The following is a 20,066-nucleotide window of genomic DNA, read 5'->3' as shown; positions in this document are numbered from 1 at the left end:
GGTAACTTTGTAATAAAATTATGATAAAACGACTTTTTCGAAAACTAGAAAGCATTATTGCATTAGCTCAATCCTTGTTGACGCCAAAGCAATTTATTTTTTTATCGAGTGTGTTAGTCGGTATTTCATGCGCTTTTGCTGTAATTGTTTTGAAAACTTTTGCGCATAGCGTTTTTTCGTTTGCAACTTATATTAACGGGACTTTAAAATTAAGCTTCATCAATAGTATTCTTCCCATAATTGGAATTTTATTGACTGTTCTTGTTATTAAAAAGGTTTTAAACGGAACAATCCAAAAAGGAACTTCACAGATTTTATATGCAGTTGCCAAAAAAGCGAGTATAATTCCGAAAAAACAAATGTATGCGCAGATTGTTACAAGCTCTTTGACTGTTGGTTTAGGAGGTTCTGCTGGATTAGAAAGTCCAATTGTAATTACAGGAGCGGCTTTTGGATCAAATTATGCCCAAAATTATAAATTAGCTTACAAAGACCGGACTTTATTAATTGGATGCGGTGTTGCTGCCGGAATTGCTGCTGCTTTTAACGCTCCAATTGCGGGAGTTCTTTTCGCAATCGAAGTTTTATTAGTCGATGTGAGTATTTCTGCCTTTACCCCAATTATGATTTCTGCGGCAACAGGCGCTTTGGTTTCTGCAATTGTTTTAGATGAAACTATTTTATTATCATTCAAAAAACAAGAAACTTTTAATTATCATAACATTCCTTTTTATGTGATATTGGGAATTTTAACTGGTTTGGTTGCTATATATTATTCAAGAAATTTTCAGCGCGTCGAGCATTATTTTAGTAAAATGCAGATTGATCCTTATAAAAAAGCTTTGATAGGCTCATCGCTTTTAGCTTTGCTGATTTTCGTTTTTCCAACTTTATTTGGTGAAGGATATGAAAGCATTAAAACCTTATCTGAAAGTGATCCTGGACAATTGTTAGACAACACTTTGTTTGCTGAATTTAGAAACAATCAATGGGTTTTACTATTGTTTGTGGGATGTACCATGATGGTAAAAGTATTTGCTTCCGGGCTTACAATTGGAAGCGGTGGTAACGGAGGAAATTTTGCTCCTTCTCTTTTTCTTGGTTCTTATTTGGGTTATTTTTTCTCAAAACTGATAAGCTTAACCGGTTTATCGCATTTGCCAATCAGTAATTTTACTATGGTTGGAATGGCTGGAATTTTGAGCGGATTATTTCACGCACCTCTGACAGCAATATTCCTTATTGCAGAAATTACAGGAGGTTACGGACTTATGATTCCGCTTATGATTGTTTCATCAATCAGTTTTGCGATTTCTAAACGTTTTGAGAAATATTCGCTTGACGTAAAAAATCTGGCAAAAAAAGGCCATGCTTTTACCAGCAACAAAGATTCGAATATTTTATCAACTTTAGATATTGACACTATTATTCAATGTGACTATCTTACCGTTCATCCTGACGAAAATTTAAGCAAACTTGTTGATCTAATTTCACATTCGAATCAAGTCGTATTTCCGGTTGTCAACAACGAAAAAGATTTGGTCGGAATTGTACATTTTAATGACATCCGAGAAATCATTTTTAATGCTTATCGCGTAAAATATACGATGATTAAAGATGTTATGAAAACTCCTGCTGCAACTATCTCATCTTATGACAGCATGGAAATCGTAATGACAAAGTTCGAAAATTCAAAATCGGCTTTTCTGCCTGTGCTTCGAAATGAAAAGTATTATGGTATCATTTCAAAATCAATTGCACTTGAAGCTTACAGAATGAAACTGCGATCGATGACGATTGAATAAATGATCAAAAGACTTTAATCGAGATACTTATTTTGTTACTATTTGTAACATAAACTTTTGCTATCGAGCACAAAAAGAACAAATCAAAGTGGTAACTTTGCGTTTTGCTCAAAATTATGCTAGATAAAGACAATACTATTGAAGTTCTTGGTGCAAGAGTTCATAATCTTAAAAATATCGATATATCTATTCCGCGTGAAAAACTGGTTGTAATTACTGGTTTATCTGGTTCGGGGAAATCTTCTTTGGCATTTGATACGATTTATGCTGAAGGGCAACGCCGTTATGTTGAAACTTTTTCGGCATACGCCAGACAATTCCTTGGAGGTTTAGAGCGTCCGGATGTAGATAAAATCGACGGGCTTTCTCCTGTAATTGCAATTGAACAAAAAACGACAAGTAAGAGTCCGCGTTCTACGGTTGGAACAATTACTGAGATTTACGATTTCCTTAGACTTTTATTTGCACGTGGTGCTGACGCTTATAGCTACAACACCGGCGAAAAAATGGTTTCTTATTCTGATGAACAAATTAAAGATTTGATTATTCAGGATTATAACGGGAAACGAATTAATATTCTGGCTCCAGTTATTAAAGCCAGAAAAGGGCATTATGCTGAATTATTCCAACAAATCACCAAACAAGGATTTCTAAAAGTTCGTGTAAACGGAGAAGTTCAGGATTTGATATCAGGAATGAAATTAGACCGTTACAAAACACATGATATCGAAATTGTTGTAGACAGAATGGTTATTGAAGACAATCCAGATAATCAAAAAAGATTATCGGAAAGCATCAATACAGCGATGCATCATGGTGAAAATGTTTTAATGATTTTAGATCAGGATTCGAATGAAGTGCGTTATTTCAGTAGGAATTTAATGTGCCCTACAACAGGTATTTCATATCAAAATCCGGAACCGAATTTATTTTCTTTCAACTCACCAAAAGGTGCATGTCCGCATTGTAACGGATTGGGAACTGTACACGAAATCAACGTAAAAAAGATCATTCCGAATCCTAAATTATCTATAAAAAGTGGCGGTTTTGCTCCTCTTGGCGAATATAAATCTTCCTGGATTTTCAAGCAATTAGAAACCATTGGAGAAAAATTCGGATTTAAAATTACGGATCCGATTGAGAAAATTCCAGAAGAAGCCATGACCATGATTTTATATGGCGGAAAAGACAAATTTGCTATCAATTCAAAAGATCTTGGAGTAACCAGAGAATATAAAATTGATTTTGAAGGAATTTCTAATTTCATCAAAAATCAATACGATGAAAGCGCTACAACCAGTATAAAACGTTGGGCAAAAGATTTCATGGACGAAATTGATTGTCCGGTTTGTGAAGGTTCTCGTCTTAAAAAAGAAGCTTTATTTTTTAGAGTTAATGAAAAAAATATCACCGAATTGTGTGATATGGATATTTCAGATTTAACAGCCTGGTTTTTGGATCTAAATAGTCATTTAACTGATAAACAACTTTTAATTGCTTCTGAAGTTGTAAAAGAAATCAAAGACCGTTTGAACTTCCTGATGAATGTAGGTTTGAATTATTTGGCTTTAAGCCGAAGTTCAAAATCACTTTCTGGTGGAGAAGCGCAACGTATTCGTCTGGCAACACAAATTGGTTCTCAATTGGTTGGGGTTTTATATATTTTGGATGAACCAAGTATTGGTTTGCACCAAAGAGATAACGAAAAATTGATTAAGTCTTTAGAACAATTACGCGATATTGGAAACTCTGTAATTGTTGTTGAACACGATAAAGACATGATCGAAACTGCCGATTATGTAATTGATATTGGACCAAAAGCAGGAAAATATGGTGGTGAAATTATTAGCATTGGAACTCCGGCAGAAACTTTAAAATCAAACACTATTACCGCTCAATATTTGAATGGTAAAATGAAACTCGAAATTCCGAAAAAGCGTCGCGAAGGAAACGGAAAATTTTTAAAACTAACCGGAGCTACAGGAAATAATCTAAAAAATATTTCGATCGAAATACCTTTGGGACAATTAACTTGTGTAACAGGAGTTTCGGGAAGCGGAAAATCTACATTGATTAATGAAACGCTGTATCCGATTCTGAATGCGTATTATTTTAATGGCGTAAAAAAACCACAGCCTTATAAAAAAATTGAAGGTTTAGAACATATTGACAAAGTAATTGATATCGACCAAAGTCCGATTGGAAGAACTCCTCGTTCAAACCCAGCGACTTATACAGAAGTTTTCACTGAAATCAGAAATCTGTTTACCATGACTTCTGAAAGTATGATTCGAGGTTACAAAGCAGGGCGTTTCAGTTTCAACGTAAAAGGCGGACGTTGCGAAACTTGTGAAGGTTCTGGTGTAAGAACTATTGAGATGAACTTTTTGCCAGATGTTTATGTAGAATGCGAAACCTGTCAGGGTAAACGTTTCAACAGAGAAACTTTGGAAATCAGATACAAAGGAAAATCTATTTCGGATGTTTTGGACATGACAGTGGATGAAGCAGTTCCTTTCTTTGAAAACATTCCTAAGATTTACAGAAAAGTAAAAACAATTCAGGATGTTGGTTTAGGATACATCACGCTTGGTCAGCAAAGTACAACACTTTCTGGGGGTGAAGCTCAACGTATTAAATTGGCAGGAGAATTATCCAAAAAAGATACCGGAAACACATTTTACATTCTTGATGAACCAACAACGGGATTACATTTTGAGGATATTCGCGTTTTAATGGACGTTATCAATAAATTGGTTGATAAAGGAAATACAATTCTTGTTATCGAACATAATATGGATGTTATCAAACTTGCTGATTATATTATTGATATTGGCCCTGAAGGCGGAAAAGGTGGCGGACAATTAGTTGCCAAAGGAACTCCGGAAGAAGTGGCGAATAATAAAAAGAGTTATACAGCTAAGTTTTTGAAGAAAGAGTTAGCATAAATACATCTTTGTCAAAGTTTAAAACTTTGACAAAGATTCTTTTCATTGTTAAATTTTAATACTAATAATTTTATATTTTAGTATTAAAAATCAAACAATGAAGTCAGCTTTATTATTCGTTGCAATAGTAACATTTTCATTTAGCAATTACTCACAGACAAAGAAAGACAGCCTAAATAAAGCTGTTCGTGAACGGGTTAAAAATGTTTTAGAATCACAATCTGACAATCCTTATTTTACTAGAGAAGAAAGTGATGCGGAATATCAAAACGAAAACGACACTTTTCAGACTTTAGCGAAACCAAGTGAAAATAGTGATCTGGCAAACTTTTTTAAAATATATCTTGAAAAAAAACTTCTTAAAAAAATTGACTTCTCCGAAGTTAAATGGTCCTATTTGTATAAAGATATTTCACGCAGTGAATACAATTACACTATTCGGTTGACTTTTGAAATAAGCAAAACTGGCAAAGCCTCAGGCTTTAAAATTTATACAGGAGACAAAGATTTAGACCGAAAAGTTGTTGAGATTTTCAAGAAATATCCGCTGGAAAAACTTGCTCTCACAGAAGCCGATAAACATGGAAAAATAAGCGTTCAACTGTTTGCAAAGGAAAACAAAAACACCATAATAAAAGCCAGCACATATGCTGTAGTCGACCAGCTTCCAACTGTAAAAGATTGTGAAAATCTTCAAACAAACTGGCAAATAAACAACTGTCTTTATGAAAGATTATACGAGTATATTTTGCGGAATATTTCTCTAAAGACAATCAACAAGCAAGAACTTCGCGGAGAAATTATTTTTAGGCCTCGTTTCACAATTGATTCAAAAGGAAAAATTGTTCATGTAAATTCGATCGCTCCAAACAGTGTTATTAAAAACGAAATTGATCGCTTGATTGCATCATTTGACCAAGTTCTTGTTCCGGGAACCAGAAATAATGTTCCAAAAAATACGTATTGCGACGCTTACAGAACGCTAACAATTGAGAATTTGAATTGAAAACAACAATTAGCAAATTCTCTTAACTTTAACTTTTAAGTGCTGCCACTTTTAAAATTAATGTATTTTTAATTATCTGATAATGAATCAAAAAATAAAAAATCCTTATTTTACAAGACGGCATTCAGATTTTAAACTTCTCTTTTTGTAACAATTCTAATAAAAAGTGTTAATTTAGCATCCGCCTTTTTTCAAAAATTTGAGCTTTAAATAAAAATGTTTCGATTAAACCAATTGTTCAATTGAAACCGATTGCCCTAGCCCTGATGGAAGCGACATCCTTTTTCTGGCTTCTTTAGCCAGGAAAAGATATAGCGGACAGCAGGATCAGCTCCTTCTCCTTCAACTGCGCTTGGGATTACAGCTAAAAGAATCGGCATAAATAAAAATATAAATTATAAAATACCTAAAATGAGATTAGAAGATTTTGATAATGATGAAGATAAAGTAATCCAAGATAGTTTAAAACAAAAAACTTGGAATGAAATAAGAACCAATGACAGCTGGGCGATTTTTAAAATCATGTCCGAATTTGTGAATGGTTATGAAAGCATGGGACGTATTGGTCCTTGTGTTTCGATTTTTGGATCGGCGAGAACAAAACCGGATGAAAAATACTATCAATTGGCTGAAAAAATTGCTTTTAAAATCAGTAAAGCTGGTTACGGTGTAATTACGGGAGGAGGCCCGGGAATTATGGAAGCCGGAAATAAAGGTGCGCATTTAGGAGGAGGAACATCAGTTGGTTTAAACATCGAACTGCCTTTTGAACAGCATTTCAATCCTTATATTGACCACGATAAAAACTTGAATTTCGATTATTTCTTTGTGAGAAAAGTTATGTTCGTTAAATATTCACAAGGATTTGTGGTTATGCCTGGAGGTTTTGGAACTTTGGATGAAATGTTTGAAGCTATTACTTTGATTCAGACAAAGAAAATTGGAAAGTTCCCAATTATACTTGTTGGAGTTGAATTTTGGTCAGGATTAATTGATTGGGTAAAAACGGTTTTGGTTGAAAAAATGCACACCGTAAGCCCTGAAGATTTGAACTTATTTAAGATTGTTGACACTGAAGATGAAGTTGTTGATGTTTTAGATAAATTCTACAAGAAATACGATTTGAGTCCGAATTTCTAATTTTTCACGACATAAGTCATACAAGCTATTTAGTTGATTTTTAGTAATCTAAACTTCATTTACTTATAATATGATTAAATTTTAAGAGCTGTTTTTTAAAACAGCTTTTTTTATGCTATTTTTACAAAAAACCGAAACATCTTTATACTCGTAACTTAAGATATATCAATAATTTTTTACGCCACTATTTGAAATCATTTTATAAAATTATAATCCTGTTTTTTGTTTTATTGAGTTCGATAAAACAATATGCACAACATCAATCTAAGATGGAAGTGGCGGTTAATCTCGACCTTAAAACGCTTAATGTCAGACAGGATATTACGTATTACAATACTTCAAACGATTCATTGATTTCGATTGTTCTGAATGATTGGAACAATGCGTTTTCGGATAAAAATACACCGCTTGCGAGACGATTTTCAGATGAATTTTACAGGGGTTTTCATGTGGCAAAACCTGAAGAAAGAGGAAATACAACTATTTTGAATCTTACTGATTCTGATAATATGGCGCTCGAATGGGAAAGAACAGATAAAAATCCTGATTTTATTGTTATAAAACTAAACCGAAAGCTGCGTCCGGGTGAAAAAATGGATTTGCATTTGACTTACATTGCAAAAATACCGAGTGCAAAATTCACCCATTATGGTTTTGATCAAGATGGCAGCATGAACTTAAAGAACTGGTTTTTAACTCCTGCCCGATTTGAAAATCATCGTTTTACAAAAAACAACAATTTCAATCTTGATGATATTGCCAATTCTGTTGTGGATTATCAGCTTGAAATAAAACTTCCTACTAATTATTTTATTAGCACCGATTTGGATTCGGTTTCAAAAGACCAATCAAATCCATCGTTCACGAATTATTTTTTTTCAGGTACTAACAGAACCGATTTTAATGTTATTATTGAAAAACAAAATAGCTTCAGAAGTTATACAACTGGCGGTTTAGAAGTAGTTTCGGATTTAAAAACAAAAAAACTGAACGAAATTCAAAGAGCGATAGTCATTAACAGAGTGGCTTCTTTTGCAAATGCGTTTATTGGAAAATATCCACATTCAAAAATCACTGTTTCACAGGCAGATTATGATCGAAATCCGTTTTATGGATTGAATCAGCTTCCTTCCTTTATTAGTCCGTTTTCAGATGAATTTATATTTGAAATTACGTTTCTGAAAACCTATCTGAACAATTATCTCAAAAACAGTCTTCGCTTGGATCCAAGGCAAGATAATTGGGTTTATGACGGAATTCAGATTTATGCGATGATGAAATATATGGAAGAAAACCATTTAGATCAGAAAATGCTGGGAAGGCTTTCGGACATGAAACTCTTTAAAAGTTATAACATTACCAATCTGACTTTCAACGAGCAATACAGTTATTATTATATGCTGATGGCTCGAAAAAATTTAGATCAGCCTCTTGGTGATCCAAAAAATACTCTTATTAAATTCAACGAGCAAATTGCAAGTAAATATCGCGCTGGTTTAAGTTTGAGTTATTTAGATGATTATCTAAACCATAATATTGTTCCTGAAAGTGTTCAGGAATTTTATACGCTGAATAAATCACAACAAACGAATCGATATGATTTAGAAGCAATACTAAACAAAAAAAGCAATAAAAATATTGAGTGGTTTTTTAGAACTATTATAGAATCACGTGATATAATTGACTATAAATTTACGGATGTTTCGAGAACAAAAGACAGCGTTCAGTTTTCAATAAAAAGCGTTACAGGAGTTTATGCACCAATTCCGGTTTATGGAATGAAGAGAAACGAAGTAGCTTTCAAGGAATGGATTGAACCAACAAACAATGATTCTGTTTATCATTTTGATCGAAAAAATGCCGACAAATTAGTAATAAATTACGACAACGAAGTTCCAGAATACAATCAGCGCAATAACTGGAAATCCTTAAAAAGCATTGCGATTACCAATCGTCCTATCAAATTTAATTTTGCTAAAGATTTAGAAGATCCATATTACAATCAAATTTTATACATCCCAACTTTAACCTATAATTATTATGATGGAATTACGCCGGGAATTCGTTTTCACAATAAAACAATACTAGACAAACCATTTAATTTCGACATAAATCCTGCCTATTCTATCAAAGCCGGGACAATATCAGGTTCTTCTGCATTTTCGTGGAATCAATATTACAGAAACAGTACACTTTTTAATGTTAGATATTCTATCAGCCAAAATTACTTTCATTATGCGCCAGATGCAGCTTATTTTAGATTAAACCCAATGGTGCAGTTGCGCATTCGTGAAGAAAACTTTAGAGACAATAGAAAACAGCTGATTATGTTTCGCCAGGTAATTGTGAATCGCGAAGCAAGTCAATATATTACTGATAATTCAAAACCAAACTATTCTATTTTTAATGCGAGATATTCGAACATAAAAACAGAATTGGTTAATCATTTCAGTTATATGAATGATATTCAGTTTTCTGGCGATTTTGGTAAACTTTCAGGCGAAGTCGAATACCGACGCTTATTTGAAAACAATCATAAATTAAATTTGCGATTATACGCTGGAATGTTCCTTTATAACACAACAAATTCAGATTATTTCAGTTTTGGTTTAGACAGACCAACGGATTATTTATTTGATTACAATCTTTTTGGAAGATCAGAATCTACGGGATTTTTCAGTCAGCAATATGTAATTGCAGAAGGTGGATTTAAGTCGCAGTTAGAGCCAGCATATGCAAATCAGTGGATGACAACTATGAATGCCAGTTATGCTATTTGGAACTGGGTCGAAGTTTATGGAGATGTTGGTTTCCTGAAAAATAAACATCAAACAGCGTTCTTTGCCTACGACAGTGGTATTCGTTTAAATTTGGTTCCAGATTATTTTGAACTCTATTTTCCGGTTTATTCAAATAATGGATGGGAAATTGCACAAAGCAATTACAACGAAAAAATACGATTTGTCATCACTTTTTCTCCAAAAACATTACTCAATCTTTTCACTAGAAAATGGTTCTAATCGAATAAATTTTAAACAAAAAGTTGAATTATTATTACATAAATTGAATTTTTACTAAAAATTACATAAATAAAATACGTAGTTTTTTGATTTTAAATACAAATAATTAAATTATATTTATTTTAAAGAATTATGATTATTGATTGTTTTTAAGTAATTTCGCAGTCTAAACATGACCATTAAAGATTATGATAAAAGAAAAAAGCAATACTACTTTGACATTTGAAGATTTCAAAACTGAGGTATTGAACGACTACAGAATTGCCGTAACTAGCCGTGAATGTAGTCTTTTAGGTCGTAAAGAAGTATTAACAGGAAAAGCCAAATTTGGAATATTTGGAGACGGAAAAGAAGTACCGCAGCTTGCAATGGCAAAAGCTTTCAAAAACGGTGATTTTCGTTCAGGATACTACCGCGATCAGACTTTTATGATGGCGATTGGCGAATTGACTCCAAAACAATTTTTCGCTGGTTTATACGGTCACACCGATTTGGATTTTGATCCAATGTCTGCCGGAAGACAAATGGGCGGACACTTTGTAACGCACAGTTTAAACGAAGACGGTTCGTGGAAAGACTTAACAAAACAAAAAAATTCAAGTTCAGATATATCGCCAACAGCCGGACAAATGCCAAGATTATTGGGATTAGCACAAGCTTCAAAAATTTACAGAAATGTTGACGGAATCACCATCAAAGATAAATTTACTGTAAACGGAAATGAAGTTGCATGGGGAACTATTGGTAACGCAAGTACATCTGAAGGATTATTTTTTGAAACTATAAATGCTGCCGGAGTTTTACAAGTCCCGATGGTAATGAGTGTTTGGGATGATGAATACGGAATTTCGGTTCACGCCAGACATCAAACTACAAAAGAAAATATCTCTGAAATTCTTAAAGGATATCAGCGTGACGAAGATTCTAAAGGTTATGATATTTTTAGAGTGAAAGGTTGGGATTATGCTGAACTGGTTTCAACATATGAAAGAGCTGGACAAATTGCTCGCGAAGAACATATTCCTGTTTTAATTCACGTAAATGAATTGACACAACCTCAAGGTCACTCTACTTCTGGTTCACACGAACGTTATAAAAATGGAGAAAGACTGGCTTGGGAAAGAGATTTTGACTGTATTCGCCAAATGCGTTTATGGATGATTGCGATTAATATAGCATCTCCAGAAGAGCTTGAGGTGATTGATTTTCAATTGAAAAAAGAAGTTCTTGAAGCTAAAAAAGAAGCTTGGAATTCCTTCATTAATCCAATTATTGAGGAACAAAAGAATCTTTTGGCTTTGTTAGAACAAATTGCTGAAGCAAGTATCAACCACAAAGACAGAATCAGAAAATATATTTCGGAATTAAGTGCGATTAAAGCACCTCTAAAAAAAGAATTGCTGGTTTATGCGAGAAAGATTCTTCGTTTTATTGAAGTTCCAAATAGCAAAGTAATTCTAAGAGAATGGATTACTAGATTTTTGAATGAAACTCAGGAAAAATTCAGCAGTAATTTACATTCTGAATCAGATAAAAATGTTTTTTCTGTTCAGAAAGTACTTCCTGAATATGGTGAAAATACGAAAGCTGATATTGACGGAAGAATGTTATTGCGTGACAACTTTGACGCTTTGTTTGCCAAATATCCAGAAACTTTAATTTTTGGTGAGGATGTTGGAAACATTGGCGACGTAAACCAAGGTTTAGAAGGCATGCAGGAAAAATACGGCGAACTTCGTGTTGCCGATGTCGGAATTCGTGAAGCTACGATTATTGGACAAGGAATCGGAATGGCTTTGAGAGGTTTACGTCCAATTGCTGAAATTCAATATTTAGATTATTTATTATATGCTATCCAAATCATGAGTGATGATTTGGCTACATTACAATACAGAACTGTCGGAAAACAAAAAGCACCATTAATCATCAGAACGCGCGGACACCGTTTAGAAGGTATCTGGCATTCAGGTTCTCCTATGGGAATGATTATCAATGCGATTCGCGGTATTCATGTTTTGGTTCCGAGAGACATGACACAAGCTGCAGGTTTTTACAACACACTTTTAGAGTGCGACGAACCGGCTTTAGTAATTGAATGTCTAAACGGTTACCGTTTAAAAGAAAAAGCGCCTTTGAATTTTGGTGAATTCAAAACGCCAATTGGAGTAATTGAAACCATGAAAGAAGGTTCAGATATTACTTTGGTTTCTTATGGCTCAACTTTAAGACTGGTTCAGCAAGCTGCAAACGAATTATTAGATCTAGGAATTGATTGTGAAGTTATTGATATCCAATCTTTACTTCCTTTTGATGTCAATAAGGATATTGTAAAAAGTATTGCAAAAACAAATCGTCTTTTAGTAATTGATGAAGATGTTCCTGGAGGAGCTTCAGCATTCATTTTACAACAAATTTTAGAAGAACAAGATGCTTACAAATATCTTGACAGCAAACCACAAACTCTTGCTGCAAAAGCCCACAGACCAGCATACGGAACTGACGGCGATTATTTCTCTAAACCTTCTGCAGAAGATATTTTCGAGAAAGTATATAGCATGATGAATGAAGTTAATCCTTCTAAATTTCCTAGTTTGTACTAAGATTTTAGAATGTTTTAGATAAATAAAAAAGCTCCAATAATTTTGGAGCTTTTTTTGTTTTATAAACCAAGTAACCCTAACGTTTGTCATTCCGAGGAACGAGGAATCTCCACAAGAAACTCCGTACAGTTAATCACCAATCTTTGTCGAGCTACTCGTGGAGATTCCTCGTTCCTCGGAATGACAAGATTATGGATAATTTTATTCACATTAATTAAATATCCCTCAACATCATTCTAGCCTTCTCTAAATCCTCAGCCGTATCAATCCCAATTCCTACATGAGTTGTCTCAACCATTTTAATACGTTTTCCGAATTCTAAATAACGAAGTTGTTCCAATTTCTCAGAAGCTTCTAAAGATTTCATCGGAAGTCTATAAAAATCTAATAAAGCCTGTTTTCTAAAAGCATAAATTCCGATGTGCTGAAAATATCTTACACCAACATTTTTCTCTCTAGGATATGGAATTACAGATCTTGAAAAATAAAGCGCAAACTGTGATTGATCTACGACCACTTTCACATTATTAGGATTATTGATTTCGTCTTCATTTGTAATTTCACGCATCAAGGAAGCTAAATCAACCTTTTTATCAGGATCATTTTTAAAAACTGATAAAACTTGCGCTAAAGGTTCTGCTTCTGTAAAAGGTTCATCTCCCTGCACATTTACCACAATATCGACATCAAGATCTGCAATTGCTTCAGCAATTCTGTCGCTTCCGGATTCATGTTCTTTAATGCTCATAATTGCTTTTCCGTCATTGGAAACAATTTCATCAAAGATTAAATCTGAATCGGTAACAACAAAAACATCATCAAATAAATTAGTTGCTACTGAAGCTTCGTAGGTTCTTAGAATTACTGTTTTGCCTCCCAAATCCTGCATTAGTTTTGCTGGAAATCGTGTTGATGCATATCTGGCTGGAATTACCGCTATTATTTTCATTCTTATATTTTACTGAGTTTAAAAAACTCAAAATTTAGTAATTTAATTTTCACTGGTTTTAAGTGTTTGCAAATATGCAAAAATTACTTTTAAATTTTCTGTTTTTCTATTTCTGCGAAGGATGAAAATCATGCTCAAGAATATTAAACCAAAACTGTAACATGAAGATAAGTTGCGGGAATTAATGTAGAATTTTCGTCATTACTTTGGTTTTGGCTATTAACTAATCCTTCAAGTTTAGCATACAAATCCGAAGTTTTCCCATTTTGTTCTGCAGCTTCAAAAGCATTCATAGTTGGACCATAGTAATTTTTCAATCGATCTAGCCACTCCGAAGGTGGAAATGCTGCTTTAAATGTAAAGGTATCTCTCTCAAAAGAAATATTTTCTTTAGGAACACCCGCATTCGTAAATCTTTCAACTACGTTATCCTCAATACCCCAAAGCATAGGGCTTACAAAACCTTCAGGAGGCGGTGGTGTAAATTCAGAACTAATCTTCAAGATTTGTGCAACCAACGTTGGATCTCCCGGTATCCAATTACCCATAATAATTTTACCACCAGGTTTTGTGACACGAACCATTTCTTTAGCAACATCAAAAGGTTTTGGAGCGAACATTGCTCCAAAAATGCTCATCGTAACATCGTAAGATTGATTTTTCAATTCATTCAAATCGGTTGCGTCACCTTCTTTAAATACAATATTATCCAATCCTTCCTTTTTTGCCCGAAGATTGCCAGCTTCAACTAAATTTCTTGCTATATCAACACCTAAAACATTGGCTCCTAATTTTGCCGAAGGTATTGCGGTAGTACCATCGCCACAGCCGAGATCTAAAACGTTACTATTTTCTTTAATTCCAATTTTGGCAACCAATTCCGCACCGCTTTCTCTCATAGATTCTGCAATGCGCGTAAAATCGCCTTTTTCCCATAATGCTTTGTTTGGATTCATCTTAATTTTATCAGTGATTATAGTGCTGATGCCGCACTTTTACTTAATTTGTAAACACCTTCTATCCTTTTTTAAATTATCACCAGTTAATCACAAAAGGCATTTAAAAAACTACTTAAAAAGAAGACACAAACTAAATAATCAACTGACAAACAATTACTTATGTAAAAATAAACAAATTTAGATAAAACATTTTACTATCTCACCAAATTTATTTTTTAAACAAATTGTACAGATTATAACTTTTAGACCATTATTACATCAATGGAAAATGATTAGAAAACTTTGAGGTGTTCTTTCGCTATTTCCATATAAAAACAAATATGCTATTCACAAAGACCTTCCTAAAATATTTTTATAACATTTTCATTAAAGCATTGCTATTTAATTCATTAGAATATTTTTATTTTTATGTAAAAAACATGAAAAAAACCTTTACTTCTATCCTGCTCTATTTCTTTTTAATTTTTACTTCCAATGCTTTTTCTCAGAATAAAACCATCAATGCATTTACAAATCGAATTTTTGATGGAAAAGGTTATCGACCATTGGCTGATTTAAAATGGAAATTTAAAACAGAAGGGAAAATCTTTTCCTCTCCAATTGTTAAAAACGGAGCAGTTTATATAGGAAGTGAAGACGGTTTTCTATACTGCATCAATGAAAAATCAGGAAACATCAAATGGAAATTCAAAACCAATGGCGCAGTTCACAGTTCGGCTAGCATCGATAATGATATTGTTTATTTTGGAAGTTTTGACGGGTATTATTATGCCGTAAATGCAACAACCGGAAAAGAAATATGGAAATTTCAAACTAAAGGCGAACATTGGTACCAAGAAATCGGAATGTGGGGAATGAAACCAAGCGACATGTTGATGAACGATTTATGGGATTTTTATTTGTCATCGCCTGTTATTTACAATGATAAAAATACAGCTTTAGTCATTTTTGGAAGCAGTGATGGAAATATGTACGCTGTGGACTCAAAAAAAGGCACTTTAAAATGGACTTTCAAAACAAATGAACCTATTCACAGTACTCCTGTTATTGAAAAAGAGAATTTGTATTTTGGAGGTTGGGATGGAAATTTCTATGCTTTAGATTGCAAAACCGGAAAAGAGAAATGGCATTTTTCAACTGAAGTCAAAACTGGATTTAAAGGCATTCAGGCTTCCGCTGTTGTTGCAAATGGATTGGTTTATTTTGGCGCCAGAGATCCTTTTTTGTTTGCGCTTGATGCAGAAACCGGAAAATTAGTTTGGAAATACAATGCCGAGAATTCCTGGATTTTGAGTTCGGCTGTTGTTCAGGATAACACACTTTACGTTGGAACTTCTGACACCTATGCTTTATTAGCACTTGATTCAAAAACAGGTCAGGAAAAATGCCGTTTTAAAGGAAACGGATATATTTATTCTTCGCCTGCAATATCAGGAAACACAATTTACTTTGGTGATTTTAGTGGTAATTTTTTCGCTTTAAACTTACTTTCTAACGGAAAAGAATCTGCTTTTGTAAGTACTGAAAACAGAAAAAAATATGCTTCAGAAATTCTCAATAACAATCATCTTGATTTTACATACACTTCCAAACAAGCTGATTTATCTGTTTATGCCGAAAACCTAAAAGTAATGGATGAATTTTATCAATTAGGCTCAATTCTTTCTTCTCCATTCATCAGCAATAATGTTATTTTTTACGGAAGTGCAGATTGCTATCTTTATGCTTATAATTTGAAAAAGCAAAAATAATCTTAGCAAATCTCCGCGTAATTCTTCGCGCAAAAAATCATATAGAGACTCACAAAGTATATTCCATCAATTTTCTATTTTAATAATCTTTTGAATTATTAGTAAATCCTGCTATTAAAATACCCCAAAAGGACATGCCTAATAAAGCCTCTAATGCTGATACTATTTTTAAAAACCAATGCGTTTGATTAATATCACCATAACCCAAGGTCGTAAAAGTAACAATACTATAATAAATAGAATTAACCAAATTACCTTTGGTTTTAATCGCAGAAATTGGTAGAAAATAATATAACAAGGCACATATTAGCATTGACAAAAGAGAAATTCTAAATACCCTAATAGGCCTCTCTCCGTATCCCCATAAAAAATTTAAAAAAATAGATTTCGTATACTTAATAAAATATTTTTTATAAAATACTAAAACTAAAAAGATATTCTTTTTATATCGATTATATTCTTCCCTAAAATTATCTTTAGCAAAAAAAAATGATTTTCTTTCATATTGTTTTTCTAAATAGAAGTGCTTACTAGCGTCCTTCCTTTTACCAATTTGCGAGTAAAGTCTTTTTACAGTTGCATGTAATTCTTTCGCCTCAACATAATAATGCTTAAATTTAATTTTAGAAACAGTAAATTCACAATCCGACATATCTGAATTACTCAAAGTTCCATACAAGTCAATTCCTTCATATCTCCAAGCGATAATGTTTGAATTAGTTGCAGTAAAATCAAAACCACAGTTTCGCATTGACCATCTTTGAAATGATCCATTTGAAAGTTTTAAATTAGATTTTTTGGGACTTACCATATTATAAAAAGAGCTTTTATAAGCGTCAATAAAATGTAGATCTCCATTTATAGAAATATTTTCAGCATAAGAGAACCAAATTCTAAAATTATGAGCATGATTAAAATTATCTATTTTCAAACCGCATAAATTCACAAAATCTAAATTTAAAGTACGGCTTTTCACTCCGTCATTAATTGTAAAGTTTTGCTTTATATTACTATCTAAACATATCTTCCCCAAGTCTAAAAGCTCTAATTCATTCATTAAAAATATTTTATCTCCATAACGAGTACAATTTTGAAAAGGCAAAATAGCATGACTATCTGGTTGAGAAAAATACCAAGTCTGGTATGGTATAATTTCATTTTTATCTTTTATTATGAATTGATGATGCCATAAATCTCCAATAAAAAAATTATTTTCTACTATTACATTTTTGCAAAAATCATTCTTACATACTGTATAAATATATACTTTATCAATGTCTTGCATTAATTTGGAAGGAGAAAATTCAACCAACATTTCGTCAGAAACAGATTGCTCTTTCATCCATTCTTCAAATTTTGGTAACCTCAATTTAAAAAAATTAATAATTCTAGGATAGTCATGAATTTTTCTCCATGAATTAAAATCATGAGCACTCATTTCCCATAAAGTCTTTATGTCAATTTTAGGGGCATAAATATATTGGCTTGTTTCACTCATAAAAATAATTTTATTATTATTCCAACAAAAATCAAATCATTTTTACCGAAGTCATACTCAACGAACCTGCCAAAAGTTTATCATTGAAAAGTTCCAGTTCATCAGTTTTATCTTTTAAACCTAAAGTATATAATAACGGTAAATAATGATCTGGAGTCGGAATCGCCAATTGAACGGCTTTATTCATTTTTTCGAAATCAATCAAAGGCTGAAAATTCCCATCTAATAAATAATTATTTACAGTTTCTCTGGCTTCAATTGCCCAATCGTAACCGTAATTGTCTTTGTCGAAATTTCTGAAATCGACCAAACGTAGATTATGCACAATATTCCCGCTTCCAATTATCAAAACGCCTTTGTAACGCAAGGCTTGTAATTTCTGCGCCAATTCAAAATGATATTGACCCGATTTCGTGTAATCAATACTCAACTGAATCACCGGAACATCTGCATTTGGATATAAATGTTTAATTACGCTCCACGCACCATGATCCAAGCCCCAATGTTCGTCTAATTCGACCTGAACTGGATCTAAGATTTTTTTGGTTTCAACTGCTAACTCCGGACTTCCTTTTGCAGGATATTGTACATCAAAAAGTGCCTGCGGAAAACCTCCAAAATCATGAATCGTTCTTGGCATTTCCATAGAAGTTACTTTTGTCCCTTTTGTAAACCAGTGCGCCGAAACACATAAAATAGCATTTGGCTGTGGCAAAGTTTTAGCCAATTCACGAAAACCAGTAACAAACTGATTTTCTTCAATAGCATTCATTGGGCTTCCATGTCCTAAAAACAGAACCGGCATTTTATCTGTATTCGAAAACGTTGAAGAAATCGAATGTAAGTCGTTTAGTGTTGTCATTTTTTCGTATTTAAAACAGTAAAATTTTCCGCCACGAATTCACGAATTTATTTTTTTAAAATCTATACGCAAAGTATTTGAATTAATTCGTGAATTCGTGGCTATCAAAAAAACTATTCCTCAAAACTCTCGTCTTTAAATCCTATCAAATATAATTTATTTTTAGCACGCGTCATAGCCGTATAAAGCCATCTAATGTAATCTCTATCAATACCATCCGGCAAGTATGGCTGTTCGATAAAAACCGTATTCCATTGCCCTCCCTGCGATTTGTGACACGTGATTGCGTAGGAGAATTTTACCTGAAGACCATTGAAATATTCATTTTCTTTTACTTTTTGAAATCTCTTGTATTTCGTTGGTTCGTCTTCGTAATCTTTCATTACTTCTTCGTACAAACGATTTGATTCTTCATATGTTAACGACGGAGATTCGCTTTTTATGGTATCTAAAATCAAAACTGTTTCAAAAGGCTTTTGGTCCGGATAATCGACCATTCTGATTTTTACTTTGGCAAAAGTAAATCCGTATAATTCTCTGATTCCGAACATTTCCAAAACTTCAATAATATCACCATTGGCAATAAATCCTGCTTCATCGGTTTCTTTCAGCCAGAAATAATTGTTTTTGACAACCATTAAAAAATCGCCAACCGAAAGTTCACTTTCCTTAAATAAAATTCGGCTTCTGATTTGTTCATTATACTGATTTGCTCTTTTATTTGACCGAACAATAAAAGCCGTGTCTTCAATACTATAATTGCTGTAAGCCGAATTTATAGCATCCTGAATGTCGTATCCATCTGTCAATCGAACAATATCTTTGAACTTTTTTACATTGAATTTAAACTCTGTAATAAAGCTTTCTTTCAGCAATTCACGCAGTTCTGTCGCATTAAATAAAATCCCCGAATTTTCTTCCTGACGCATAACTTCGTCTAACTCAATATGTTCAATTTCTTTATCATAATGAACGCCTAATGTCTGAATATCAAGCGCCGGAGAAATATCTAAATTCACCGGAGGAAGCTGCGCTGTATCTCCCAAAAGAATCATTTTGCAATTGCTTCCGGAATATACATAATTGATTAAATCATCCAGAAGCGATCCACTGTCAAGCGTGCTGTCTGAAATCATCGAAGCCTCATCAACTATAAAAATGGTGTTTTTATGTTTATTGACTTGTTTTGTAAAAGCTACTCCGCCGCCCGATGATTTTTTAGGAAAATATATTTTTTTATGAATCGTAAATGCTGCTGTATTGGAGTAATTCGAAATCACTTTTGCTGCACGTCCTGTTGGCGCAAGCAAAACAAATTTTTTATTGATTTCTCCAAGATTGTTTACAATCGTTGAAATCACCGTTGTTTTTCCGGTTCCGGCATATCCTTTCAGTACAAAAATCGTATCGTTTTTAGGTTCAGTTAAAAAAATTGCGATTTTCTGAAAAAAAACATCTTGTTTGTATGTGGGTGCAAAAGGGAATCTTTTTTGTAAAACGCTGTAAAACAATGTTGAATTCATAGGGT

At 33.2% G+C, this 20,066-nt stretch carries 12 protein-coding genes; 7 read left to right on the top strand and 5 right to left on the bottom strand.

Going from position 1 to position 20,066, the window contains the following annotated elements; genetic code table 11:
* Positions 1 to 20: 20 nt before the first annotated feature.
* The 6 genes from GQ47_RS16755 (at position 21) to GQ47_RS16730 (ending at position 12,519) form a co-directional block, all read left to right on the top strand.
* Positions 21 to 1,805 carry a chloride channel protein gene (locus GQ47_RS16755; RefSeq protein ID WP_035650840.1) on the top strand — a complete coding sequence of 595 codons (1,785 nt, stop codon included), beginning with the start codon at positions 21 to 23 and terminating at the stop codon, positions 1,803 to 1,805.
* A 116-nt stretch (positions 1,806 to 1,921) separates the two neighbouring features.
* Complete coding sequence (uvrA, locus tag GQ47_RS16750) at positions 1,922 to 4,753, top strand: excinuclease ABC subunit UvrA (RefSeq protein WP_035650839.1); 2,832 nt, start codon at positions 1,922 to 1,924, stop codon at positions 4,751 to 4,753.
* 97 nt (positions 4,754 to 4,850) lie between these two features.
* Positions 4,851 to 5,759 (top strand): hypothetical protein, encoded by a 909-nt coding sequence (locus GQ47_RS16745; RefSeq protein WP_035650837.1) that lies wholly within the window; start codon positions 4,851 to 4,853, stop codon positions 5,757 to 5,759.
* A 411-nt stretch (positions 5,760 to 6,170) separates the two neighbouring features.
* Positions 6,171 to 6,899 (top strand): LOG family protein, encoded by a 729-nt coding sequence (locus tag GQ47_RS16740; RefSeq protein ID WP_035650835.1) that lies wholly within the window; start codon positions 6,171 to 6,173, stop codon positions 6,897 to 6,899.
* 269 nt (positions 6,900 to 7,168) lie between these two features.
* The gene (locus GQ47_RS16735) at positions 7,169 to 9,919 is read left to right on the top strand and encodes a gluzincin family metallopeptidase (protein ID WP_035650832.1); all 2,751 of its coding nucleotides are present in this window, start codon (positions 7,169 to 7,171) and stop codon (positions 9,917 to 9,919) included.
* Positions 9,920 to 10,107: 188 nt separating this feature from the next.
* Positions 10,108 to 12,519 carry an alpha-ketoacid dehydrogenase subunit alpha/beta gene (locus tag GQ47_RS16730; RefSeq protein ID WP_035650829.1) on the top strand — a complete coding sequence of 804 codons (2,412 nt, stop codon included), beginning with the start codon at positions 10,108 to 10,110 and terminating at the stop codon, positions 12,517 to 12,519.
* Positions 12,520 to 12,733: 214 nt separating this feature from the next.
* On the opposite strand, the gene kdsB is transcribed toward GQ47_RS16730, so the two are convergent.
* Both kdsB and GQ47_RS16720 read right to left on the bottom strand, forming a co-directional pair.
* Positions 12,734 to 13,468 (bottom strand): 3-deoxy-manno-octulosonate cytidylyltransferase, encoded by a 735-nt coding sequence (kdsB, locus tag GQ47_RS16725; RefSeq protein WP_035650827.1) that lies wholly within the window; start codon positions 13,466 to 13,468, stop codon positions 12,734 to 12,736.
* Positions 13,469 to 13,611: 143 nt separating this feature from the next.
* Positions 13,612 to 14,424, bottom strand: coding sequence for a class I SAM-dependent methyltransferase (locus tag GQ47_RS16720; RefSeq protein ID WP_035650825.1), 813 nt, complete (start codon positions 14,422 to 14,424; stop codon positions 13,612 to 13,614).
* A gap of 422 nt (positions 14,425 to 14,846) precedes the next feature.
* On the opposite strand from GQ47_RS16720, the gene GQ47_RS16715 reads away from it, so the two are divergent.
* The gene (locus tag GQ47_RS16715) at positions 14,847 to 16,178 is read left to right on the top strand and encodes an outer membrane protein assembly factor BamB family protein (protein WP_035650824.1); all 1,332 of its coding nucleotides are present in this window, start codon (positions 14,847 to 14,849) and stop codon (positions 16,176 to 16,178) included.
* 79 nt (positions 16,179 to 16,257) lie between these two features.
* On the opposite strand, the gene GQ47_RS16710 is transcribed toward GQ47_RS16715, so the two are convergent.
* The 3 genes from GQ47_RS16710 to GQ47_RS16700 all read right to left on the bottom strand — a co-directional run bounded on the left by GQ47_RS16710 (position 16,258) and on the right by GQ47_RS16700 (position 20,061).
* Positions 16,258 to 17,676 (bottom strand): potassium channel family protein, encoded by a 1,419-nt coding sequence (locus GQ47_RS16710; protein ID WP_035650822.1) that lies wholly within the window; start codon positions 17,674 to 17,676, stop codon positions 16,258 to 16,260.
* A gap of 31 nt (positions 17,677 to 17,707) precedes the next feature.
* Positions 17,708 to 18,538, bottom strand: coding sequence for a 4,5-DOPA-extradiol-dioxygenase (gene ygiD / locus GQ47_RS16705; RefSeq protein ID WP_035650821.1), 831 nt, complete (start codon positions 18,536 to 18,538; stop codon positions 17,708 to 17,710).
* Between the two features lie 113 nt (positions 18,539 to 18,651).
* The gene (locus GQ47_RS16700) at positions 18,652 to 20,061 is read right to left on the bottom strand and encodes an ATP-dependent DNA helicase (protein ID WP_035650819.1); all 1,410 of its coding nucleotides are present in this window, start codon (positions 20,059 to 20,061) and stop codon (positions 18,652 to 18,654) included.
* Positions 20,062 to 20,066 lie beyond the last annotated feature (5 nt).

It is taken from the genome of Flavobacterium sp. ASV13 (assembly GCF_000745775.1).
GTDB lineage: Bacteria > Bacteroidota > Bacteroidia > Flavobacteriales > Flavobacteriaceae > Flavobacterium.
The sequence above is the reverse complement of the archived record's forward strand: the minus strand, read 5'-3'. Positions and strand labels throughout refer to the sequence as shown.